Here is a 21538-nt window from a genome sequence, read left to right on the forward strand (position 1 = left end):
GTAGATCCATCATCTCAGATTAGGGCTTCATATCTTCGAAGAAGCTTTTCACGCTATCGAAGAAGCCACTTTTCTTAGGCGAATGGCTATGGCTGTTGCTGCCGTCAAAACTCTCCTGAAGCTGGCGCAGTAAATCACGCTGCTCGTCGTTAAGTTTCACCGGCGTTTCCACGACCACTTTGCACAGTAGGTCGCCAGCGACGCCGCCACGTACCGGCTTAACGCCTTTACCACGTAAGCGGAAAAGCTTGCCGGTTTGAGTTTCCGGCGGAATCTTCAGCTTCACACGGCCATTGAGCGTCGGCACCTCAAGCTCACCGCCTAGCGCAGCATCAACAAAGTTGATCGGCACTTCGCACTGCAGATGCTTACCGTCACGCTGGAAGATGTGGTGCGGTTTGATCGATACCTGAACGTAAAGATCGCCTGCCGGACCACCGTTGACGCCGCTTTCGCCTTCGCTGTTTAAACGAATGCGGTCACCGGTATCCACGCCGGGCGGAATCTTAACGGAGAGTGTCCGCGTTTCGCGCACGCGCCCTTCGCTATTACACTTATGGCAAGGCACCTTGATGTGCTGACCAGAGCCGTGACACGTCGGGCACGTTTGCTGCACGGCAAAGAAGCCCTGCTGCATGCGCACCTGGCCGTGGCCATGGCAGGTAGGGCACGTATCTTTAGAGGAACCGGGTTCAGCGCCACCGCCATCACAGCGATCGCATTCAATATGACGCGGTACGCGAATATCGACCGTGGTGCCAGCCACCGCGCTTTCCAGATCCAGCTCTAGGTTGTAGCGTAGGTCTGAACCACGAGCGGGTGCGTTAGGGCCACGACGACGACCACCGCCGCCACCAAAGATATCGCCAAACACATCGCCAAAGATATCGCTGAAATCACCTGCGCCGGCACCCGCGCCGCCGAAACCGCCGCCCTGACCGTCAACGCCCGCATGGCCAAACTGGTCATAAGCAGCGCGCTTTTCGCCATCGCTAAGCACTTCATAGGCTTCAGACACCTCGCGGAATTTCTCTGCTGAGGTGTTATCGTCCGGGTTTCTATCAGGGTGGAATTTTTGCGCCAGACGGCGATAGGCCTGCTTGATCTGTTTCTGATCGGCCCCTTTTTCAACACCCAGGACTTCGTAATAATCGCGTTTGGACATAGGCCCTACGCCTCCTGGTTAGCTGCGCATTTCACTGCGCCTTTTAACACACATTTAACGACGCGCGTCTTGGCTGCGGAAACAGCAACGCGGGAGTAGGCTCCCGCGTCACCGCACTGCTTGTCAGAAAGACGTTACTTACGGCTTTTTCTGATCGTCGTTAACTTCTTCATACTCGGCATCAACGACATCATCTTCCGGCTTGGTGCTTGCATTTTCATCGCCTTCACCGCCCTCTTGCTGAGCCGCTTCTGCCTGCTCGGCGTACATCTTCTGAGCTAGCTGGCCAGAAGCTTCGGTCAGCGCATCCAGCTTCTTCTGGATGTTATCGACATCGTCGCCTTTCACGGCCTCTTCCAGCTCAGTGATAGCGGTCTCGATAGCCTGTTTCTCGTCATCAGTCGCTTTATCACCAGCTTCTTCCAACGTTTTGCGCGTGGCGTGAATCATGCCATCAGCCTGGTTGCGCAGCTGTACCAGCGTTTCGAACTTTTTGTCCTCTTCCGCGTGTGCTTCAGCGTCGCGCACCATCTGCTCGACTTCTTCATCCGACAAGCCGCTAGACGCCTTGATGATGATGGACTGCTCTTTACCCGTTGCCTTGTCTTTCGCCGACACGTTAAGGATACCGTTAGCATCCAAGTCAAAAGCGACTTCGATCTGCGGCACGCCGCGCGGTGCAGGCGGGATGTCGGCAAGGTCAAAACGACCCAGCGATTTGTTTTGCGAGACCTGTTTACGCTCACCCTGCACGGCGTGAATGGTGACCGCCGTTTGGTTGTCGTCCGCGGTCGAGAAGGTTTGCGTCTTCTTGGTCGGGATAGTGGTGTTCTTATCTATCAGCGGCGTCATTACGCCGCCCAGGGTTTCGATACCCAGGGTCAGCGGCGTCACGTCAAGCAGCAGCACGTCTTTAACGTCACCGCCCAATACACCGCCCTGAATCGCTGCACCTACAGCAACCGCTTCGTCAGGGTTAACGTCTTTGCGGGCTTCTTTACCAAAGAAGTCAGCGGCTTTCTTCTGCACCATCGGCATACGTGTCTGACCACCGACCAAGATGACTTCGTCGATTTCAGAAGCGGACAAACCAGCGTCTTTCAGCGCCATTTTGCACGGCTCAAGCGAACGCTGAACCAGGTCTTCTACCAGTGATTCAAGCTTAGCGCGTGTCACTTTAACGTTAAGGTGTTTCGGACCGGTGTTATCAGCCGTGATGTACGGCAGGTTGACGTCGGTATGTTGCGCGCTAGACAGCTCAATTTTAGCTTTCTCAGCCGCTTCTTTCAGGCGCTGCATAGCCAGGTTGTCGCCGGAAAGATTAATACCGCTATCCGCTTTGAACTGGTCAACCAGGTAGTTAATCAGCGCCAAATCGAAATCTTCACCGCCCAGGAAGGTGTCGCCATTGGTGGCCAGCACTTCAAACTGAGTTTCGCCGTCAACGTCAGCAATTTCGATGATAGAAATATCGAAAGTACCGCCACCCAGGTCATAAACCGCGATGGTTTTGTCGCCGCGCGACTTGTCCATACCGTAAGCCAGTGCGGCAGCGGTCGGCTCGTTGATAATGCGCTTAACGTCTAGACCCGCGATGCGGCCGGCATCTTTAGTCGCCTGACGCTGGCTGTCGTTAAAGTAGGCCGGCACAGTAATAACCGCTTCGGTCACCGCTTCGCCCAAGTAGTCTTCGGCGGTTTTTTTCATTTTCTTCAGCACTTCCGCACTAACCTGCGGGGGTGCCATTTTTTTGCCTTTTACTTCAACCCACGCATCACCGTTGTCTGCTTCGGCGATTTTGTAAGGCACCATCTTGATGTCTTTCTGGACAACGTCGTCTTTAAAACGACGGCCAATTAGGCGCTTGATGGCATACAGCGTATTTTCTGGGTTGGTGACCGCTTGACGCTTGGCGGCCTGGCCGACCAGCGTTTCACCATCGTCGGTATAGGCGATGATAGAAGGCGTGGTACGACCACCTTCGGCATTTTCAATAACTTTAGCACTGTCACCATCAAGCACGGCCACACAAGAGTTGGTGGTGCCCAGGTCGATACCAATAATACGTCCCATAGCAATAACCTCGAATTTGGTAGTTATAAACAAAAAATTTAAAACATAACTGCGGGTTTCCCCGCGGGGTTGCCCTATATCTGGGGGCCGCCGCTAGCTTTTCAAGGGTTTTTTCACACCTTGTGTCACCAATTGCTTAATTGGCTTTCTGGCTCACGATGACCATCGCCGGGCGCACAAGGCGTCCGTTAAGCAAATACCCTTTCTGCATGACATCCATCACGGTATTAGGATCAAGCTCCGGATTGGGTACCATGGCCATCGCCTCATGCACTTGAGGGTCGAAAGGCTCGCCATGGGGCTCGATACTCTCAACGCCAAATTTGTTGAGCGCATCCAGCTGCATTCTTAACGTCATGGAGACACCTTCACGGTGCACATCGGAAGCATCTTCTTCCATGTTTTCCAGCGCTTTCTCAAGGCTATCCACCACCGGCAGCAGCTCTTTGACAAACTTTTCGAGCGCGAACTTGCGGGCTTTGTCGGCTTCTTGCTCGGCACGACGGCGCACATTTTGTGCTTCGGCAGCGGCGCGCAGCGCTTGGTCTTTCGCTTCGGCTAAGCTTTGCTCTAGTTCATCAACCTTGGCGGCTAGCATTTCAGCTTCTGGGTTATCAAGACCGCCGTCTAACGGCTCGTCGTCGTTAATTAGCCCTTCCAGCTCGCCTTCCAACAAACGCTCTTCGGCGGCTTTTTCAGCCGCCTGTTCAGCGCCGTCTGCTTCATGCTCGTGGCGGTTCAGTTCGTCATCCAACGGAGTTTGCGGTTCTTTCGCCATGTTGTGCTCCTAGAAAGTAAGGCGCTTCTACACCGAGTTGCGCGCAAAGAGACAAGTTCATAATTAGCTATGCACGCTATATGGGGGCCATAAACGCCATCTCAAGAGGTGCATTGAAGTGAGTTATTAACTACTGTATAAATCAACAACTATTGGATAAGTATCCAGCTTCTGCGCCGTACCGCCTCAGGAGGCGTCATGCTCACTCAGCTAGCTATTCAAGATTTCGCCATTGTCGATCACTTAGAGCTCGACTTAACCGGTGGCATGACCGCCATTACCGGGGAAACCGGGGCGGGTAAATCGATTCTCTTAGGCGCCCTCGGGCTGTGTCTGGGCGAACGTGCCGATGCCGGCTGCGTGCGCCACGGACGCGAACGCACCGACCTCTCTGCACGCTTCGACATTCAGCACCTGCCCGCCGCCATTGAGTGGCTAACCGCACGCGACCTGCCTTCTGAAGAATGCTTGCTGCGTCGCGTCGTGACCGCCAGCGGCCGCTCCAAAGCATGGATCAATGGTCATCCCGCCACTATCTCGGATCTAAAATCGCTCGGCGAACAGCTTATTCAGATCCACGGACAGCACGCTCACCATGCGCTAATGCGCGAAGAGACGCACCTTGCCTTACTGGATGATTATGCCGGTCTCAATAGCGCAACCTCTCAATTAGCGGAGACGTTTCGTGAGTGGCGCAACGCGCGCCGCCAGCTTAAAAAACTCAGCGAAGAAGGCAGTGAAGTAGAGGCCAAACGCCAGCTACTGCGCTACCAAGTTGAAGAACTTGACCAGCTGGCGTTAGCGGAAGGTGAGCTGGCAACATTAGAAGAAGAGCAGCACACGCTCGCCCATGCTGAAGAGACCCTGCGTGAAACGCAATTTGCCGCCGACTGCTGCGCCGGTGATGAAAGCGGCGCGCTGTCGTTATTAAATCAAGCCTTCGCGCACTTAAGCGCGCTGCCAGGCAGCGACAAAGGCACCTTGGCCAATACGCTCGCCATGCTCAGCGATGCGCGCATTCAGGTAGAAGAAGCGTCTAGCGAGCTAAACCGCCTCGCCAGCACCACCGAGCTAGACCCTGAACGGCTCGCCTGGGTTGAGGAAAGAATGACCGATGTCCATCGGATTGCCCGTAAACATCATGTTGCCCCTGAAGAGCTCTGCGCCCTGCATACCGATTTACAGCAAGAAGTTGCGCAGCTCAATGGAGGGGGCAATGATCTTGAAGCCTTAAGCGCTCAAGTCGTCGAATATCGTGAGCGCTATCGTCAAGAAGCCAAAAAAATTAGTGATAGCCGTCACAAAGCCGCGCTTCGCCTGAGCAAAGAGGTCCAGCAGCAGTTGGGCTACTTAGCCATGGGCAAAGCACGCTTTGAAGTAGGCGTCATTGCGAAAGATGCGCCTAGCCCAGAAGGACTGGACCGCGTGCAGTTTTTGATCAGCGCCAACCCTGGGCAGCCCGCGAGACCGCTCACCAAGGTGGCCTCCGGTGGCGAGCTATCGCGGATCAGCTTGGCGATTCAAGTGGTTGCCGCGACGCACTCAACCGTCCCCAGCCTAGTGTTTGATGAGGTAGACGTAGGCATTTCGGGCGCCACCGCAGAAATTGTTGGCCAACTGCTGCGCAAGCTAGGCCAAAACGGCCAGGTAATGACCGTTACGCACCTGCCCCAGGTGGCGGCACAGGCGCATCAACACTTACATATCGAAAAGCAGGCAAAACGCGACACCACTCTCACTCAAATGGCACTGCTCGATGAACGCGGCCGTATCAGCGAGCTAGCCCGCATGCTTGGCGGTGTCACGCTCTCTGATCAAACGCTCGCACACGCCCGTGAGATGCTTCACGCCAGCCAACGTCCGACGCACTAATTGCTTTAAACGCACGCATTTTTCAACATTAGCGCGGCGCTTCACACAAACAATCTATACAAACAATCTACACAAACAATCTACACAAACAAGAAAGCGCCCTGCCTACTTGGCGAATTCCATGCTTAGGGAATTCGACCAAATAGGCAGGGCGCTTATGCTTTCTCTTCACAAACAGATCCGACCTACGAATATTACTTCCTATTCGTCGGGCCACTGTCCTGGCGCGTTACGTCAGACCCGCGCGGGCGAACATAAAGCACCAGCGCATGGTCTACTAACTCGTAGCCATGCTCTTCGGCAATCTCTTGCTGACGGCGCTCAATGATTTCATCTACAAATTCAATGATTTCGCCGCTTTCAAGGCACACCATATGATCATGGTGATCCTCTTGAGTCATCTCAAATACCGCGTGGCCTCCGTCAAAATTATGACGAATAACCAGACCCGCTGACTCAAATTGAGTCAATACGCGGTACACGGTTGCCAAGCCAACATCTTCGCCCGCGTCAATCAGTGTTTTGTACACTTCTTCAGCGCTGAGATGGTGTTGGCCCGAAACATTTTCGAGAATTTGAAGTATCTTGACGCGCGGCAGGGTCACTTTCAGACCGGCTTTGCGCAATTCATGGTTCTGATCGGCCATGGTCGCTCTTCGCAGTAACAGGTTAGGTCGGGTATGATCAACCGAAACCACGATAGTGAAGAACAGGCCCAAATGCAAAAATTGACTCGAATCATCACACTTTCCGTCGCCCTTACCGTTGTGAGTGGCTGTAGCTACGTCGGCGTGTACAAACGCGACATCCCCCAAGGTAATCTGGTAACCCAAGAGATGGTGAGCCAGCTTCAGCCGGGCATGACCCAAGAACAGGTGGTTTATGTGATGGGCAGACCTTTGCTGGAAGCGCCCTTCGACGCTAGCCAGTGGGACTATGTATTCCGCGTAGACAAAGCCTATGGCGGTGTCGAGCAGCGCCGCGTCACCCTTGCTTTCGACCCCCAGGGCCGTTTAGCCAATATTGAGCAAGAAGGCGATTTGTCCCAAGAGCTGCCCATAGATGTGGACAGTAACATGGGGCCCGCAACCGAAGGGTCTAACCCAATGCTTATGCAGCCTGATGAAAGCACGCAAAACGTCGCGCCCATAAGCACACAGCCCGCCTCACAGCTTTGATGCGGCGCTAGCGCCCCTGGTCGCTCGCTTGGCGCTTTGCGCGCTCTAGGCGAGCTGCCTTGGGGTCGATGGCCAGCGGCCGATATACCTCGACTCGATCGCCCTCACGCAGGGCCTGGGTGTCGGGGCTACGTAGCGCTTTACCGAAAATACCCAGCGGCGCTTGTGCGAACGTGCCGCTGGGCAATTCCGGAAACAGCACGGGCAAATCGGCACGCTCAACGGCTTGGCGCGCCGTGGTGCCTTCAGGCACGCGTAGAGCCACCAGGCGCTGTTTGTGCGGCAAGGCATAGGCAACTTCAACCGCAAGCGTTTCAGCGGCCATATAGCTCGTTAGCGCGCTTGGTGAAGGCATCAACGAGCTGCCCCGCTATTTGTTGAAAGATCTTTCCAAAGGCCATGCCTAAAAACCGGTTGGTAAATTCGAATTCCATTTCCAGGCTGACTTTACAGGCGCCCTCCCCCATAGGAGTAAACATCCAACGACCTTTGAGCTGCTTAAACGGTCCTTTTACTAGCGACATATCTATCCGCTCAGGCTCGAAAAGATCATTACGGGTAGTAATCGTTTGTTCAACACCGGCGCGACCAAGGGTCATTTCGCCGATGAGATGCACATCATCATGCTCTACCAGACGCGCTTGACGACACCCAGGCAAAAACTCAGGGTAGCGCTCAAAGTCGTTGACCAGGTCGAACATTTTCTGGGGGGTGTGCCGCACTAGGGCGGAACGATTGACGGTTGGCATTGACCTCTCCGCTGACTTCACAGTGCCCAAAGCGTATCATGGGAAACATTTTTCAGACCCTAAATGGTATCACGCCTCCCCCAATAACGAAGGGGATGCCACTGACAGATTAAATATGAGGTTCCATGGCCACTAAGAAAGGTAAAAGCAAAGTATCTGGCAGCGGCGTTATCGCCCAGAACAAGAAGGCGCGGTTTGAATACCATATCGACGAGACCTTTGAGGCAGGATTAGTGCTTGCTGGCTGGGAAGTCAAAAGCCTGCGCGCAGGAAAAGCCCAGCTCACCGACACCTATATCTTGGTTCGTAACGGCGAAGCGTTTCTACTGGGTAGCCATTTCATGCCGCTCAATACCACCAGCACTCACGAAATTGCTGACCCAACGCGTACCCGCAAACTGCTGCTACATCGCAAAGAGATTGCCAAAATCTTTTCGATCACTCAGGACAAAGGACACACCTGCGTGCCCTTAAAACTTTACTGGACACGTAACAAGGTGAAGTGCGAACTGGCGCTCGTGACCGGTAAACAGCTGCACGACAAACGTGCCACGGAAAAAGATCGCGACTGGAATCGTCAAAAAGGGCGAATCATGCGGGAACATACCAAGGCATAACTGGTCAATTGGAAGTGGGCACGTTAGAATGCTCACCTGTAATAAGGGGGCGACATGGTTTCGACGCCGGTGACAACCCTTGCGGTGCATGCCGAGAGCGTGATGTATCTCGTAAATCCCACATCACGAAAAAATAGTCGCAAATGACGAAAACTACGCTCAAGGCGCGCTAGCAGCTTAAACTGTTAGCTTCTTGTCTGGCCCCAAGGTGATGTGCCTATTCATCTCTGCGGGGATATGAGCCAAAGCTGATAGGACCGCGGTTGGTGGTGTCTTCTCGCCAATCGTTAAACTTTAGAAGGCTCGCGTTGCTGAATCCTGACCGTCGGAGTCAGTCGCGCTAAACTAAATGACGGAATCTAAGCATGTAGAGCCAATAGGCGCGTGCTGGCGGACGCGGGTTCAATTCCCGCCGCCTCCACCAGACACTCCTTCGACAAAAGCACCCTCGGGTGCTTTTGTCGTTTCTGAGAGTCATCGTACGCAACGCTGAAGCACCACTCAGCGCGAGCAGCTTAGATCCCCTTCCTCGCAACTAGCATACTCTTGCAGCCTTTCTGCACGTGCCGCGGTCACCTTTTCAAGGCATCCATTGCGCACCATAGGCTGGGCACTACCGCCCTCAACGGCGCTGCTTTCAAATGTACACTCAGCGTCGCGGAACCCAATCCATGCCCGCTGCGCCGACCTCAGCTTTTCTAACGCAGGCGCATTACCTTTCAGTTGGCTAACAAGCTCTTGGTAGGACTCATTCAGCTCCGTATCGGCTGCTTCATAGGCTTGAGCCGAGCACTCGGTCATTTCCAGCTGAGTGGTAGGGCTCTCGCACCCTTCACTGGCCATAGTGAAACCGCTTGCGATCAATAAGCCCATACCAAGAAAGAGTGGCGATAGACGCATAGTGATACCCCTTATGTCTGATAAAAATAAAATGCCAGCTAAGCCAAGGCATCGACCCCAGCACTTTATCAATTCTAATCTTAGAGGAGTGGCATTGCTAAGTGGGGAGAAAATTATTTTCTGACAGCACAAACGCATCGGGCCCCACCGAAGTGGGGCCCGATTATCGAATCTAAACGATTCGAACACTTACATAATCACTAGCTAGCTAGGATTAAGAAAGCAGCTTGATGTTTGAAGCTTGAAGGCCTTTCTGACCCTGGGTAACGTCAAAAGAAACGTTAGCGCCTTCTGGAAGGGTTTTGAAGCCATCAGACTGAATTTCAGAAAAATGAGCAAAAACGTCGTCACTGCCGTCAGACGGTGCAATGAAACCAAAACCTTTAGAATCGTTGAACCACTTAACTGTGCCAGTTGCCATGTTATAAATCCTTTTCGCAATTTGCGAATTGTAAAAATCCTGGTATTACCCAGATAAATAGTGAGTAGAACAAGGAATACAATTACAGACTACCGAAAGAATTCGAATGTTTCTGGAACTATGCTGCTTGCTAACTTACTGCGCACACCTTGCCACGGATACCCAACTAGGTCAAAGCCTTTCACCTTTTTCTTTCTGACAACCGCAGTAAAAAAGAGCAAAGACATAAAAATAGCCGTAATCTTGCCAGTGAGCTGGGCACTATTAATCCGATCGCCTAGCGCGCTTAACCGACCCGACAAACCCCGCGTCACTCGCGGTCGGGGAGGTACTCAGGAAGAGGTCTTGAACATGCTATACGGACTTAGTTTGTTAGCAGGCATTGTACTACTCACCCTAGGAGGGGAATCACTTATTCGCGGCGCAGTAGCGGGCGCTAGAAGAGTGGGTGTCTCGCCCTTGCTGACAGGGCTTGTCGTGGTCGGCTTTGGCACCTCGGCGCCCGAGCTGGTCGTTTCTATCCATGCCGCTATGAACCAGCAGCCGGACATTGCTATTGGCAATATAGTGGGCAGCAACATTGGCAATATTTTATTGATCTTGGGAATGTGCGCGGTTATCTGCCCAATGGTCGTACAGCCTTTAGCACTGCGCCGTGATGGGCTGGTCGTCGTTTTGGCCAGCCTGCTGTTTATAGCACTTTCGTTTAGCGGGGCATTAGGACGCGTTGATGCCGGGATTTTTCTTACCGGCCTAGTCTGCTATCTCGTTTGGGCCTACGTAAGCGAAAGCCGCCAGCATGTTCCGGCGACCGAGATGCACACCTCAGAAGCGGAGGAAATGACCAAGCTACCCACCACAGGCTGGATGATGACCTTAGCGCTGATTGCCGGCCTAGGCATGCTGATTGGTGGCTCGCAGTTACTCCTTTATGGCGCCATTGGCCTGGCCCAGGCCATGGGGATTTCCGAGACGGTTATCGGCTTAACCATCGTCGCCGTGGGTACTTCGCTACCTGAAATGGCGGTATCAGTGATTGCAGCGCTAAGGCGTCATGCCGATGTTGCCGTCGGGAACATTCTTGGCAGTAATATTTTCAACCTGCTTGGCATCTTAGGTATCTCAGCGTTCTTACAGCCGCTTCCGCTGGCACCGCGAGTGGCGATGTTTGATCAGTGGGTCATGTTGGGCGCGGCAGGCCTGCTGGTACTGTTTTTATATACTGGCATGCGCCTAGCACGCTGGGAAGGTGCTGCGCTGCTGGCAGGCTATGCCGCTTACTTAGTGCTAAGCTTTACTATCTTCTAAGCGCATCTGCTCGCTGATTGCATTGAGCCAAAAGCACCCTGCGCTTTTGGCTTATTCATTTAAGCCACTTTTTACAGAGAAGAATTATCGTGCAAATCGCGACGCTAGGGCCGAGTGGTAACAATCACGAACTGATTGCCAAACGCTATCTTAAAATGCGCTGCTCAGACGTGGGAAGCGTGGTGCTTTTCACGCAGTTTGAAGACGCATTCCAAGCGCTTATGAGGGGGCAGGTAAGCCACGTACTGCAATGCACTGCCCATGCCTCGCACAGCGATTGCGTCGGCCGCTATATGCACCGAGCCTATCCCGTGGACACCTTTATTGCTGGCAGCAAACCCCTGGCGCTGCTCGCACAGCGCGCTATTGCTCAGCCCGCTCACGTCGCGCTGCAGCCAGCAACGCGCTATTACGCAGATATAAGCCGCTATCCAGCCATCATTGAGGCCCCTACCACCGTGGCGGTAGCCGAAGGTTTGTTAGACGGCCGCTTTGAAGCGGGCATCTGTGCTGAAGAAGTACTAGCGCTGGCGCCTGAGCAACTGCGTATGGTGCAGTCGCTTGGCCCTGCGCTAGATACCTGGGTGATGTTTGCTAATAGTCCCCTGCCCGCCTCTTCACCGCTGCGGCTAAATCACAAAGATGATGATGATGCCCGCTGCGACTAACGCCACGCGATGCCATAGGGCTTTGCGTGCAATAACGCCAAATGAAATGGCCGTTAACCCAACCGCCACTTTCAACGCGTAAAGCAGAGCGCCCGAAGGATTAAAAGCTAGCTGGATTATCTCAGGGTTGGCAACCATCGCCAACGGAATGATATACAGCCCAATACCCAGCGCCATCGCCTTAAACGCCACTTTGAGCCAGTTCTCGCCAACCATGCCCGCTGCAATAAACACACCCCCGCACACCGGCGGCGTAATGGTTGAGAGCAGCGCATACCAAAACACGAAAAGATGCGCCAAGAGCGGCTCTAAACCTAAAGAGGTTAATGCGGGCCCGGCAACCGAAACACAAATTACGTAGGCAGCCGTGGTCGGCACCTCCATGCCGAGAATCAAACACGCCAACGCCGTCAAGAGCAGCGCCGGCCACAGGGCGTCGTTGGAAAGCGACAAAATACCCGAGGTAATTTTAACGCCTAACCCCGTCAGCGACAGCACCCCAACCACCAGAGAAGCACACAAAATAATGGCGCCAATCACCGCGATCTGGCGTCCGGCGGTCACCGCCGCTTCCGCTAAGCGATGCGCAAAATCAGGCAGCGAGAAGCGTAGTTTGACATTGAACAACAGCAGCGCAATGCCTGCAAAAATCGCGATACTGGCCGCGTATTGCGGGGTATAGCCACCGTGAAAAATGCGCTCTAACAGCAGTACGAACGGTATCGCGAAAAATAGTGAGGTAATCAGCACCTCCTTCGCATGGGGCCGCTCACTCTCAGCGACTGGCTGTAAATCATGCCGCGTCGCATACGCATTAATGCCTACCCAAACGGTCAGAAAATACAGCACCGCCGGCAGCATAGCGGCAGCCATAATCTGCGTGTAGGGCGTTCCCGTAAGCTCAACCATCACGAACGCGCCCGCGCCCATCAGCGGCGGCATAATCTGCCCACCGGAAGAAGCAACCGCCTCCACCGCACCAGCCAACGAACGCGGATAACGCAAACGCACCATCGAAGGAATGGTGATCGCCCCGGTTGAGGCCACGTTGGCCGAGGCTGAACCAGAGATGGATCCCATCAATGCCGATGAAATCACCGCCACTTTGGCAGCCCCGCCCGTCAGGCGGCCCGCCACAGCGCTGGCTAAATTCATAAAGCCCTGTCCAGCTTCCCCGGCATTGAGCACTGCGCCAAAAATCACAAAAATAGCGACAACGCTCACGCTCACGCCGGTCAATGATCCCCACAGGCCGCCTTCGGCAATGGTCAGCGTACCGACCATGCTCTGCAGCGGCAGACCTGGGTGCCCAAAGGCACCGGGCACATACTGGCCAAAGGCACCGTACATCAGTGCCAATAAGGCTACTAGCGGCAGCGGCCAGCCAATCGCTCGGCGGGCAGCCTCAAGCGCCAGCGCAATTAAAAACACGCCAATCGCCATCTGTAGATGCGTATCGATAAAGCCATACTGATTGGCCAACGCCGCTTCGTTAAAGGCGATATAGCTGCACGCCGCAATGCCCAGCAGCGTTAAAAGCCAACCGCTTATGCGCTGAGCCGGCGTTTTCGCCATAAAGATCAATACCCACGGCAACAGCAGCGCCATGTGCAGCGGCCGACTCACCAGCGCAGGCGTTAAGCCGTAAAAAATCAGCCCAAGGTGGAATACAACACTGACTGCCCCAAGCGCTATCCAGCCAGGCGCTATCGCGTTGTCCGCTGCGGAGGGCGTCGCTGCTTGCGACGAAAAGGAAAAACGCATGCCAAGTTGCCTATTGATACAGCACTGCCACGGCACAAGCGCCGTGGCAGTGGGAAGAGGAACGAAAGAAGCTATCGAAAAGGGCTATCGCACAGGACTATCGAACAGCGTTAGCGCAGGGCATCCGGTATATCGATACCCGCTTCATCGTAGTAACGCAGTGCACCGGGGTGAAGCGTACCCAACATATTTTCAAGCATTTCCGGCGCAATACTGCCCCACCAGGCGGCCTCTTCGGCCATGGCATCGCGACGCTCCCAGAACGTCTTCGTCAGCAGGTAAGCGGTGTCGTCATCCATCTGCGTAGTGGTGTAGGCAATGACCGGCAGTGACGTCGTTTCAACATCTTTCTCCACACCTGGGTAAGTGCCGCCAGGAATGGTTTGACGCGGCGCACCCGTCTGTTCGATTTGCTCATCGGTCAGGCTTACCATAGAGACAGGCATGCTGGCAGCCGTCTCAATCACGTTAGGTGACGGGAACGAGCTGGCGGTCACAAAACCGTCAATCTGGCCATTTTTAAGCGCATCAGGGCCACTACCAATAGCAGCACCGGCAATTTGAACGTCGTCTGCCAGGCCGAACAGCTCTAGATAGCGAGCCGCTTCACGGGCACCAAACGTGCCTTTACCAATCAACAGGTGCTTACCTTCCAAGGCGGAAATATCGGTCACGCCTTCATCGCCCGCAAGCACGAAGTGCATGGTAATAGAAGGGATTGGGAATAAGCCGCGTATCTCTTGAAAGCGAGGGCTCTGCCGCTCAGCAAAGGGGCCTTCGCCCGCCATCGCCTGTTCGACTAGCGCGGGAGGTGTCGTGAAAACGTAGTTACCCTGACGGGCCATGACTTCCATTACATTTTGTACGGAGCCTTGGCTTTCTTCCAGCGTAAGAATAATGTCGTCGCCCGTGCCCTGGCGAATCGCCTCAGAAAGCTCTACGCCCATCTGGTAATAGGCGGTTCCTGCAGAAGCCGATTTATAGGTCACACGCGTTTCGGCATGGGCGGAAAACGCGGCACTGGCTAGGGCTAACGTCGCTACTGACATGCCAAGCGTGCGGTTTAGGGAGCGAAATGGGTTGCGCATTCTTTTATTCCTCAACGTGTCCAGTAGCCGCTTTCTAGCCGGCCTCATTTTTATCTTACCAAGCCGTGAGCGTGGCGCGCCTCAAAATAGCACGACTGTGCTTAATCGGGCACTCCCCTGTTGAATGTACTCTAACGCCACCGGCCATCAAACCACTTCATCCATTTCTGCACGCTGCATTTTAAAAACGACACTAGCGACGTTAACAAAAGCATCTAAAAATAAAATTTAATCAGCTTCACTATTAACACTTAGTATCATATTGATAAGATAATGAATTAACTTCCAGAATCATTATTTCTAAAGTTGCCATTACCTAAAAGATTAATTTACTAAAAAAAGATCTGATTCTTTTAATAACGACGATCTTCATTCGTTTTTATAACGTATTGCGCCGCAACACAGGCTGATAACATGGAATCCCTTTTAAACAATTTCTAATAACTTAACCATGGGACAGACCTCACATGTCTACGTTGAGCAAACACTCTTGCCAGCCACGATTACATCGTCGCTGGCTTTTTTTATTAGCAGCCTTACTGTTATTCATCAGTCCTAGCGTTTTTGCCGTCACCGGCGAATTAAATTTAACCACCTCACTCGTGGGCTTTTTTGCCGTCGCTATTTTTGTCTTGGCCTATGCGTTAGTCATGGCAGAAGAAAAGATTCATATGCGCAAGTCAAAACCCGTACTAGTAGCCGCCGGCATTATTTGGGGGCTTATCGGCTGGGTGTATGTCCAAAATGGCATGTCTGAGGCATCAGAATACGCGTTTAGAATGACGTTGTTAGAGTTCACCGAGCTGATGCTATTCTTACTGGTTGCGATGACGTATATCAATGCGATGGAAGAGCGTCACGTGTTCGACGCGCTGCGGTCATGGATGCTGCGCAAAGGCTTCAACTACCGCACACTTTTTTGGCTAACGGGCGGCCTTGCCTTCGTGCTATCTCCCGTTGCCGATAACCTTACCACCGCTTTACTCATGTGCGCCGTCGTGACGAAAGTTGCCGAAGGAGATCAGCGCTTTATTAACATGGCATGTATCAATATTGTGATTGCCGCCAATGCAGGCGGCGCCTTTAGCCCTTTTGGCGATATAACCACGCTAATGGTGTGGCAGGCAGGCATGGTCGCGTTTCAAGATTTCTTCATTCTCTTTATTCCGGCGTTGGTCAACTTCTTGATCCCCGCCGCCATCATGAGTCTATTTATCAAGGATGAGAAGCCCGCCAGCGTTCATGAAGACGTCTGGATGAAGCGCGGTGCGCGACGCATCGTGGCGCTGTTTTTATTGACCATTATCACCGCGGTACTCTGCCATGTAGTGCTTCACCTGCCGCCCGTACTGGGCATGATGACAGGCCTGGGCTATTTGCAATTCTTTGGCTATTACCTGCGCCGTAGCTTGCCTCGTTCACTAAAGCGCAAACGTGAGATTTACAGCCGGGAAGGCGATAACCGTAAGTTGGCGCAGTTGGGTAGCGTGGTTCCCTTCGATGTTTTTAATCGCGTGGCGCGCGCCGAGTGGGACACGCTCCTATTCTTCTATGGGGTCGTCATGTGCGTGGGCGGGCTAGGCTTTATGGGCTATCTCGGCCTGCTGTCAGAAGCGCTATATACCGGCTGGAATCCTACCGCGGCAAACATTACGCTAGGCGTTGTCTCCGCGGTGATCGACAACATTCCGGTAATGTTTGCCGTGCTGACCATGGATCCCGACATGTCCCACGGCCAATGGCTGCTCATCACCTTAACCGCGGGGGTTGGCGGCAGCCTGCTGTCGATTGGCTCAGCGGCCGGCGTGGCAGTGATGGGGCAGGCACGTGGGTCATATACGTTTATGGGGCATTTACGCTGGTCGCCGGTGATTCTGCTCGGCTATATCGCTAGCATCCTGGTCCACATGTGGATCAATGCTGATAGCTTTGCGCTTTTCAATTAACTCAGGCTAGCGGCCCAAGCGACATTAAGCCCATGACGGCGAATCACTGGCCCGGCATCGTGAGCGGGCCGGCTCGCGCTATCACCCGCTGCCACGCAGCGTCTTGTTCAATACGCGACACAAAGGCGGCAATGGCCGGATATTTCTCCAGCGACTGAACGGCAGCAACTGCCTGCAGCGGGAAGCTCATTTGAATATCGGCACCGCTCGGCCACGGCCCGGCAAAATTACCGTGCGCAGATAAGTGTTCGTTAATAACGCTAAGATGCTGCTTAATTTGAGGCGCTAAGAAGCGCTTACTCACCGTATCGCTAATGCCTTTCGCTAGCGGCTTTATCAGCCACGGCGACTGTTTAGGTATCTGTCCAAACACAAGCTGCATCACCAGCAGCGGCATCAGCGAGCCTTCGGCATAATGCAGCCAGTACCGATAATCTACCCACGCATGCATATCTTCCTGGGCAGGCTGTAGCCGGCCTTGCCCATAGCGTTGCAGCAGATAATCGATGATAGCCCCCGACTCGGCCACGGTCAGATCACCATCCGTAATCACCGGCGACTTGCCCAGCGGATGAATTTTTTTCAGCGATGCTGGCGCCTGCTGCGTTTTCTCATCACGCTGGTAAACAACCAGTTCGTAGTCCAGCTCAAGGGCTTCGAGTAGCCACAGAATGCGATGAGAACGCGATTTTTCCAGATGGTGGACATGAATCATAAAAGCTCCTTGGGACTGAGTTAGCCGCACGCATTGCACCAGCGACAGCGATCCTTTTCTGCCAGTACATTTCTACTAGTACATTGCGCCTATTGCTTGAAACCACGATTATCAAGGTCAGCTTACATAGAACCTATGGGCCAAGACTAGCATCATCTCAGTGCTGCCAAGCATGATTATGATCGAGACGTTTGGCGCCAGCGCGCCAGCATATCTAGCGGTGACCATTTACCCTGCAGCCAGGGCGCTAATAGGCGCATAGAGAGTGGAATAAACACAAAAACCATGACAGGCGTTAGCATTAAGGTGCTCACTACTACCCGCGGCACTAGTGCCCACTCGGCTAATACGCCGCCAAATAACCACTGAAACAGCAGTGAGATAGGGAAAAACGCCAGCCAGACGGCCACCGCCTGTTTCCAGCGCGGAGGAATGCTGCTAACGCTAGTTTGAAACCAAGTATCCAGCCCCGTGGCGCGATGTTCATGGGGCGCCTCATAGAGCCCTGCCCCGCGTTCGAGCCAAGCATGGCGTGAAGCGGAATGCTCCCAGGCTGCTAAAGTCTCACTACTGCTAAAGCGAAATATGATCTGATATTCATCATCGTCAACCGGTGGTGCCAATACGCCAGAGCCAAGATAGCCAGCAAAATCAGCCGCTAGCTCCCGCCCCTCGTTAAGCCAACGATTAAAATCGAAATAGCGGCCGTGCTCAACGCGCCGAGCCACCATCAATGTGACAGGTGAGGCAGACATGGTATATCTCCTGATGTGCTGACAGCGCAGGCCGGGTAGGCAGGCTGTTTGCTTTCAAGCGGATAAGCCTGAAAGTCCAATGGACACATTATACAAGCAATGTTGATGCCATGTTATGCCAGAAACGCAAAAACCTACTGCGGATGAGAAAGGTATGCCCCACACGAATGGGCTTCGCTTGGAGCGCTCACCTATGAGGCGCTGCAAAGCAATATATCGGTAGAGAGCACGGTTACTTAAGGGGCAGGGCTGGCGGCACCTAAAAAGCGCGCCTGCCAGTAATCGATTTCTAACGGCACGCTCACCACGCGACGACCATTACCGGGCGCATGAATCATTTGGCCGTTGCCACGATAGATACCGACATGGGTCGCTTTGCGGCGCTCACCAAAGAAAAGCAGGTCGCCGGGGCGCGGGGCATCGGCCTTTGGCAAGGCTTGAAACTGTTCATTGGCGGTGCGCGGTACACGAATGCCCGCCGCTCGATAGGTCATTTCCACCTGCCCCGAGCAGTCTAGACCTTCTGGCGTATTGCCTCCGAAGCGGTACGGCGTGCCAATGGCTTGCTGGGCATGGGAAAGAATGAGCGCACGCTCCATAGAAATACCGGCGCGGTCGGGTAGTGCATCTATCGGCGTCAGCTCGCGGCTGGCACAGCCCGCCAACACAAGCATGAATAGGCAGGGCAGCCACCATCCGCTGCGCGATATAACCGCATAAGGTAAAGACGACAGGCGAACCAATGACATGGACAGGCGCTCCGGTAAGCTAACTGCCCTCATAATGGCGTAAAGCATGCCTAGCCGCCAACAATGCTTAACGCCCTATCCACTCAATAAAGCTGGTGTCGCCAAGCGCATGGCGTTCATGGCGCACTCGGCTCATCGCCGCATAGGGCAGATCCATCGCCAGCACTCGCGAAAGCGGCTGTTCAAGAACCTGTCGCAGCAGGCCGTTGCAGACAAACAGATGGGCCACGACCAGCACATGCTGACCGGGCGGCTGGAGAAGTAGCCGCTGCCATACCTCAGCGAGCCGGGCATCAAATGCTTGCAGAGTTTCGCCATCAGGGGGCGCGACCTCGGCCGGATTATGCCAAAACGCACTCATTCGTGCGGTGCCTTCTACGGCGGTTACCTCTGCATAAGTTCTACCTTCCCACTGCCCCAAGTGTAGCTCGGCGAGATCATCTTCCACCTGCACAGGGAGATCAAACTCTTCGCCTAGCCACAGGGCAAACTCACGGCAGCGCATCAGCGGCGAAGTGACAATCGCATCGTAAGGTAAATGGCCTTCGACCGTATGGCGCATGACCGCATCCTTCACCTGCTGCCATCCTGCGTCACTCAGAGGATGGTCAGTTGAGCCCCGCAGCATACGCCCACCCACCGGCTCACCATGACGTAACAAATCAATGGTGGTAGCGGTTGCATCAGAAAAACGCATTTTAGGCCCCTGGTTTTTTAACGCATCAGCGCGCTTAAATGTAGTCAGCAGATAGCGGTATCCTGCTCCCTTCAGATGACAACAGCGGGGCACTTCTATGACGACTTAATGACGCTTTAGCAAACGGGTGGCGCCATCGCGGCAAGACCCACTCACCAACGATTAACGCCCGCCTTTTTGCTTGAGGCGCTCGGGCGGCGGGAACACCACATCGCTACCGCTCACATCGAGCTGGCGGATATCCGTTGGGTAGCCTTTCTCGTCGAGTGTGACTAAACCAATGCCGCTGGCGTTCCAAAGCCGCTCCCCGGCACTCGCCCGGTCAGGGTCACGGGGATGAACGCTGAGTTTGCGGCGCTTCGTAAACCAGTTAAGCGGCGACCACGGGGCATACATCCAGCGGTTCAGTCGATCAAAGGTATTGAGAAGATTCTTGGGAAAAGTGTTTTTGATCCCGCTTGAAGTAATCTGCCACAGGTGAGGAGCGCGCCGCTGATGGCGCACGACAATGTCGTAGACAAACGAGTAGTGCACATCGCCAGAAAGAATCACGTAATTGCCCGGCGTTTTAGAGTGCTGCCAAATTTGCAGCAGCGCGTTAGCAGCGCCTCGGTGCGCCATCCAGTTCTCAGCATCCACCACTAACGGCTTACCCACGGCGGTAAATAGCTTTTGAATGCTTTCAATTAATTTGACGCCAAACATCGGCGCAGGCGAAATAATCACCGCGCTTTTAGCGCCCATGAGTGCCTGCTGCATTTCCATCAGCGCTTCCCAATCCATGAGACCAGAAGGCCGCTTGGGGCTGCGCTCACTGCGCCAACGGCGGGTGCGGGTGTCGAGCACAATAAGCGCAGGCGTACCGGGGATTTGAAACTCCCAGCCCTGAAAACGCAGCAACCGCTCAATGAATCCATCTTGCTCAGCACGCGCGAGCACCTCGCGGCCATCGCCCAGCAGCGTAGCGGCATGGTGAATTAATGGATTGAGCTTATCCGGATCATTACCCCATGCTTGGCAGAGCGAATACGCGACCAGGGCATTACCGATAATGCGCTTAGAGAACGGATGGCCGTAGGCGGTTTGCTCCCAGTCAGCGGTAAGGTTCCAGTCATCGGTTACGTCGTGATCATCAAAGATCATCAGGCTCGGCAAGTGCGCCATCAGCCGCGCACACTGGGGCAAGCCCTCAACAAAGGTATCGATCACCTTCTGCTCTTGGCGATAAAGCTCGGCATCTTTTTCATCTAATGCGGGCGGCGTGGGAGCAATCACTTGCCAGGCCACCGGCGACCACACCAAACAGTACATGGCGAGCATTTCCGCCAGCGTCATTAAATGGTTGTGGGCATTGGCTGACGTAAACACCGGCTTTTTGACACCGCCGAAAAAGCGCTCGCGCAGCGCGGCGTTACTGGTGAAATCCGGCAGCAGCGCTGCGCGGCAATAATAGCTGTCAGGCGAGTCGTACAGCGCTTGGCTATCGTCTACCGTGGCGCCTTCTAACTGTTCGTCGACTAATCCTAGGCGTTCAATCAACGCATGTACGGCGCGCAGCATCGGCCCAGCAACGTCATCGGCGTAGACTTGATCACCGGTCATCAGTAGCCAGGCAGGCCACTCGGTAGGCGCTGCCTGCTGATCGGCAAGCCAGCTGTCGGCACGCACCAAACCATCGGGGCTATCGTGATGTGGCTTACGGCAAGAGCCATGCATCAGCCGATGATGGCGCGAGGCAATTACAAAGGCAGGGTAATCGGCGCCTTCATAGCGCAGCCAGGGCGCCCACTCAGGCAACGACTGCACGCTACCCTGCATCGTTTCAATCTGCAGGTCGTATTCGATACGCTCGTCGCAAGGCAGTGGCGTATCAAGTTCAATATCAATCAGATGGATAAAAGCGCGCTTACCGATGGCAACGCACTGATGGTGGTGCGCCAAACCAATGGACTCGGCGTCATGCTGGCCAGGCCGTAGCACCAGCGTCATGGTCAGTGGCCGAGTGGCGACAATCCACATTACTAGCCGGGTCGTGCTGATGCGCCGTAATAAAGGACCCACTAAAATATCGGGCAGCGTATCCGTGCCATGCATC

General features: G+C 54.1%; 21 protein-coding genes and 1 other RNA gene. 7 read left to right on the forward strand and 15 right to left on the reverse strand.

Annotated elements, in window-relative coordinates; translation table 11 throughout:
• Nucleotides 1-19 precede the first annotated feature (19 nt).
• From dnaJ to grpE, 3 genes are all read right to left on the reverse strand, one after another.
• Nucleotides 20-1165, reverse strand: coding sequence for a molecular chaperone DnaJ (gene dnaJ, locus ACT3RP_RS16205; RefSeq protein WP_096276265.1), 1146 nt, complete (start codon nucleotides 1163-1165; stop codon nucleotides 20-22).
• Nucleotides 1166-1303: 138 nt separating this feature from the next.
• The gene (gene dnaK, locus ACT3RP_RS16210; protein WP_441686524.1) at nucleotides 1304-3238 is read right to left on the reverse strand and encodes a molecular chaperone DnaK; all 1935 of its coding nucleotides are present in this window, start codon (nucleotides 3236-3238) and stop codon (nucleotides 1304-1306) included.
• Between the two features lie 136 nt (nucleotides 3239-3374).
• A complete protein-coding gene (gene grpE, locus ACT3RP_RS16215; RefSeq protein WP_441686523.1) occupies nucleotides 3375-4016 on the reverse strand; it encodes a nucleotide exchange factor GrpE in 642 nt (213 codons plus the stop codon).
• A 198-nt stretch (nucleotides 4017-4214) separates the two neighbouring features.
• On the opposite strand from grpE, the gene recN reads away from it, so the two are divergent.
• Nucleotides 4215-5888: a DNA repair protein RecN gene (gene recN, locus ACT3RP_RS16220; protein WP_441686522.1), complete on the forward strand. Its 1674-nt coding sequence runs from the start codon at nucleotides 4215-4217 to the stop codon at nucleotides 5886-5888.
• A 194-nt stretch (nucleotides 5889-6082) separates the two neighbouring features.
• Here recN and fur read toward each other — a convergent pair whose 3' ends face one another.
• Nucleotides 6083-6535, reverse strand: a complete 453-nt coding sequence (gene fur, locus ACT3RP_RS16225; RefSeq protein WP_096276274.1) for a ferric iron uptake transcriptional regulator — start codon at nucleotides 6533-6535, stop codon at nucleotides 6083-6085.
• Nucleotides 6536-6607: 72 nt separating this feature from the next.
• On the opposite strand from fur, the gene ACT3RP_RS16230 reads away from it, so the two are divergent.
• Entirely contained in the window at nucleotides 6608-7066 is a 459-nt protein-coding gene (locus tag ACT3RP_RS16230; protein WP_441686527.1) for an outer membrane protein assembly factor BamE, read from the forward strand.
• 7 nt (nucleotides 7067-7073) lie between these two features.
• Here the strand turns inward: ACT3RP_RS16230 and ACT3RP_RS16235 are convergent, their stop codons facing one another.
• Both ACT3RP_RS16235 and ACT3RP_RS16240 read right to left on the reverse strand, forming a co-directional pair.
• A complete protein-coding gene (locus tag ACT3RP_RS16235) occupies nucleotides 7074-7391 on the reverse strand; it encodes an RnfH family protein (protein ID WP_441686521.1) in 318 nt (105 codons plus the stop codon).
• On the reverse strand, nucleotides 7381-7815 hold the full coding sequence (locus ACT3RP_RS16240; protein ID WP_441686520.1) for a type II toxin-antitoxin system RatA family toxin: 435 nt from the start codon (nucleotides 7813-7815) through the stop codon (nucleotides 7381-7383). Before ACT3RP_RS16240 ends, ACT3RP_RS16235 begins: the two co-directional genes overlap by 11 nt.
• A 125-nt stretch (nucleotides 7816-7940) precedes the next feature.
• Here ACT3RP_RS16240 and smpB point away from each other — a divergent pair, with 125 nt between their 5' ends.
• Together smpB and ssrA are read left to right on the forward strand one after the other, a co-directional pair.
• The gene (gene smpB, locus ACT3RP_RS16245) at nucleotides 7941-8432 is read left to right on the forward strand and encodes an SsrA-binding protein SmpB (protein WP_235041110.1); all 492 of its coding nucleotides are present in this window, start codon (nucleotides 7941-7943) and stop codon (nucleotides 8430-8432) included.
• A 45-nt stretch (nucleotides 8433-8477) separates the two neighbouring features.
• Nucleotides 8478-8856, forward strand: a transfer-messenger RNA (tmRNA) gene (gene ssrA / locus ACT3RP_RS16250).
• Nucleotides 8857-8933: 77 nt separating this feature from the next.
• On the opposite strand, the gene ACT3RP_RS16255 is transcribed toward ssrA, so the two are convergent.
• Both ACT3RP_RS16255 and ACT3RP_RS16260 read right to left on the reverse strand, forming a co-directional pair.
• Nucleotides 8934-9332 (reverse strand): lysozyme inhibitor LprI family protein, encoded by a 399-nt coding sequence (locus ACT3RP_RS16255; protein ID WP_441686515.1) that lies wholly within the window; start codon nucleotides 9330-9332, stop codon nucleotides 8934-8936.
• A 214-nt stretch (nucleotides 9333-9546) separates the two neighbouring features.
• On the reverse strand, nucleotides 9547-9753 hold the full coding sequence (locus tag ACT3RP_RS16260) for a cold-shock protein (RefSeq protein ID WP_007111857.1): 207 nt from the start codon (nucleotides 9751-9753) through the stop codon (nucleotides 9547-9549).
• A 351-nt stretch (nucleotides 9754-10104) separates the two neighbouring features.
• Between ACT3RP_RS16260 and ACT3RP_RS16265 the strand changes: the two genes are divergently transcribed.
• Nucleotides 10105-11061 (forward strand): calcium/sodium antiporter, encoded by a 957-nt coding sequence (locus ACT3RP_RS16265; protein WP_444672364.1) that lies wholly within the window; start codon nucleotides 10105-10107, stop codon nucleotides 11059-11061.
• An 89-nt stretch (nucleotides 11062-11150) separates the two neighbouring features.
• Nucleotides 11151-11729: a hypothetical protein gene (locus tag ACT3RP_RS16270; protein ID WP_444625790.1), complete on the forward strand. Its 579-nt coding sequence runs from the start codon at nucleotides 11151-11153 to the stop codon at nucleotides 11727-11729.
• Here ACT3RP_RS16270 and ACT3RP_RS16275 read toward each other — a convergent pair.
• Nucleotides 11691-13493 (reverse strand): TRAP transporter permease, encoded by a 1803-nt coding sequence (locus ACT3RP_RS16275; protein ID WP_444625789.1) that lies wholly within the window; start codon nucleotides 13491-13493, stop codon nucleotides 11691-11693. The two genes, ACT3RP_RS16270 and ACT3RP_RS16275, sit on opposite strands and share 39 nt — an antisense overlap.
• Nucleotides 13494-13603: 110 nt before the next feature.
• Nucleotides 13604-14581 carry a TAXI family TRAP transporter solute-binding subunit gene (locus ACT3RP_RS16280; RefSeq protein ID WP_483394167.1) on the reverse strand — a complete coding sequence of 326 codons (978 nt, stop codon included), beginning with the start codon at nucleotides 14579-14581 and terminating at the stop codon, nucleotides 13604-13606.
• Between the two features lie 467 nt (nucleotides 14582-15048).
• On the opposite strand from ACT3RP_RS16280, the gene nhaD reads away from it, so the two are divergent.
• Nucleotides 15049-16527, forward strand: coding sequence for a sodium:proton antiporter NhaD (gene nhaD, locus ACT3RP_RS16285; RefSeq protein WP_483394168.1), 1479 nt, complete (start codon nucleotides 15049-15051; stop codon nucleotides 16525-16527).
• Nucleotides 16528-16570: 43 nt separating this feature from the next.
• Here nhaD and ACT3RP_RS16290 read toward each other — a convergent pair whose 3' ends face one another.
• The 5 genes from ACT3RP_RS16290 to ACT3RP_RS16310 form a co-directional block, all read right to left on the reverse strand.
• Nucleotides 16571-17242 (reverse strand): glutathione S-transferase family protein, encoded by a 672-nt coding sequence (locus ACT3RP_RS16290; protein ID WP_441686843.1) that lies wholly within the window; start codon nucleotides 17240-17242, stop codon nucleotides 16571-16573.
• Nucleotides 17243-17418: 176 nt separating this feature from the next.
• Entirely contained in the window at nucleotides 17419-17997 is a 579-nt protein-coding gene (locus tag ACT3RP_RS16295) for a putative antibiotic biosynthesis monooxygenase (protein ID WP_441686844.1), read from the reverse strand.
• A gap of 236 nt (nucleotides 17998-18233) precedes the next feature.
• The gene (locus ACT3RP_RS16300; protein ID WP_483394169.1) at nucleotides 18234-18746 is read right to left on the reverse strand and encodes a C40 family peptidase; all 513 of its coding nucleotides are present in this window, start codon (nucleotides 18744-18746) and stop codon (nucleotides 18234-18236) included.
• Between the two features lie 67 nt (nucleotides 18747-18813).
• Entirely contained in the window at nucleotides 18814-19443 is a 630-nt protein-coding gene (locus ACT3RP_RS16305) for a histidine phosphatase family protein (protein ID WP_444625786.1), read from the reverse strand.
• Between the two features lie 162 nt (nucleotides 19444-19605).
• Nucleotides 19606-21537 (reverse strand): metallophosphoesterase family protein, encoded by a 1932-nt coding sequence (locus tag ACT3RP_RS16310; protein ID WP_483394170.1) that lies wholly within the window; start codon nucleotides 21535-21537, stop codon nucleotides 19606-19608.
• Nucleotide 21538 lies beyond the last annotated feature (1 nt).

Origin of the sequence: Halomonas sp. AOP5-B2-8, from assembly GCF_052376475.1 — a bacterium.
GTDB lineage: Bacteria > Pseudomonadota > Gammaproteobacteria > Pseudomonadales > Halomonadaceae > Vreelandella > Vreelandella casei.

What these genes read in the sequence shown, in the direction of transcription:
- ACT3RP_RS16280 (WP_483394167.1), bottom strand. Translation starts at nt 14,581, where the DNA reads ATGCGCAACCCATTTCGCTCCCTAAACCGCACGCTTGGCATGTCAGTA.
- grpE (WP_441686523.1), bottom strand. Translation starts at nt 4,016, where the DNA reads ATGGCGAAAGAACCGCAAACTCCGTTGGATGACGAACTGAACCGCCAC.
- ACT3RP_RS16265 (WP_444672364.1), top strand. Translation starts at nt 10,105, where the DNA reads ATGCTATACGGACTTAGTTTGTTAGCAGGCATTGTACTACTCACCCTA.
- ACT3RP_RS16295 (WP_441686844.1), bottom strand. Translation starts at nt 17,997, where the DNA reads ATGTCTGCCTCACCTGTCACATTGATGGTGGCTCGGCGCGTTGAGCAC.
- recN (WP_441686522.1), top strand. Translation starts at nt 4,215, where the DNA reads ATGCTCACTCAGCTAGCTATTCAAGATTTCGCCATTGTCGATCACTTA.
- ACT3RP_RS16310 (WP_483394170.1), bottom strand. Translation starts at nt 21,537, where the DNA reads ATGCATGGCACGGATACGCTGCCCGATATTTTAGTGGGTCCTTTATTA.
- dnaK (WP_441686524.1), bottom strand. Translation starts at nt 3,238, where the DNA reads ATGGGACGTATTATTGGTATCGACCTGGGCACCACCAACTCTTGTGTG.
- smpB (WP_235041110.1), top strand. Translation starts at nt 7,941, where the DNA reads ATGGCCACTAAGAAAGGTAAAAGCAAAGTATCTGGCAGCGGCGTTATC.
- ACT3RP_RS16230 (WP_441686527.1), top strand. Translation starts at nt 6,608, where the DNA reads ATGCAAAAATTGACTCGAATCATCACACTTTCCGTCGCCCTTACCGTT.
- ACT3RP_RS16305 (WP_444625786.1), bottom strand. Translation starts at nt 19,443, where the DNA reads ATGCGTTTTTCTGATGCAACCGCTACCACCATTGATTTGTTACGTCAT.
- ACT3RP_RS16235 (WP_441686521.1), bottom strand. Translation starts at nt 7,391, where the DNA reads ATGGCCGCTGAAACGCTTGCGGTTGAAGTTGCCTATGCCTTGCCGCAC.
- nhaD (WP_483394168.1), top strand. Translation starts at nt 15,049, where the DNA reads ATGTCTACGTTGAGCAAACACTCTTGCCAGCCACGATTACATCGTCGC.
- ACT3RP_RS16300 (WP_483394169.1), bottom strand. Translation starts at nt 18,746, where the DNA reads ATGTCATTGGTTCGCCTGTCGTCTTTACCTTATGCGGTTATATCGCGC.
- ACT3RP_RS16275 (WP_444625789.1), bottom strand. Translation starts at nt 13,493, where the DNA reads ATGCGTTTTTCCTTTTCGTCGCAAGCAGCGACGCCCTCCGCAGCGGAC.
- dnaJ (WP_096276265.1), bottom strand. Translation starts at nt 1,165, where the DNA reads ATGTCCAAACGCGATTATTACGAAGTCCTGGGTGTTGAAAAAGGGGCC.
- ACT3RP_RS16290 (WP_441686843.1), bottom strand. Translation starts at nt 17,242, where the DNA reads ATGATTCATGTCCACCATCTGGAAAAATCGCGTTCTCATCGCATTCTG.
- ACT3RP_RS16260 (WP_007111857.1), bottom strand. Translation starts at nt 9,753, where the DNA reads ATGGCAACTGGCACAGTTAAGTGGTTCAACGATTCTAAAGGTTTTGGT.
- fur (WP_096276274.1), bottom strand. Translation starts at nt 6,535, where the DNA reads ATGGCCGATCAGAACCATGAATTGCGCAAAGCCGGTCTGAAAGTGACC.
- ACT3RP_RS16255 (WP_441686515.1), bottom strand. Translation starts at nt 9,332, where the DNA reads ATGCGTCTATCGCCACTCTTTCTTGGTATGGGCTTATTGATCGCAAGC.
- ACT3RP_RS16240 (WP_441686520.1), bottom strand. Translation starts at nt 7,815, where the DNA reads ATGCCAACCGTCAATCGTTCCGCCCTAGTGCGGCACACCCCCCAGAAA.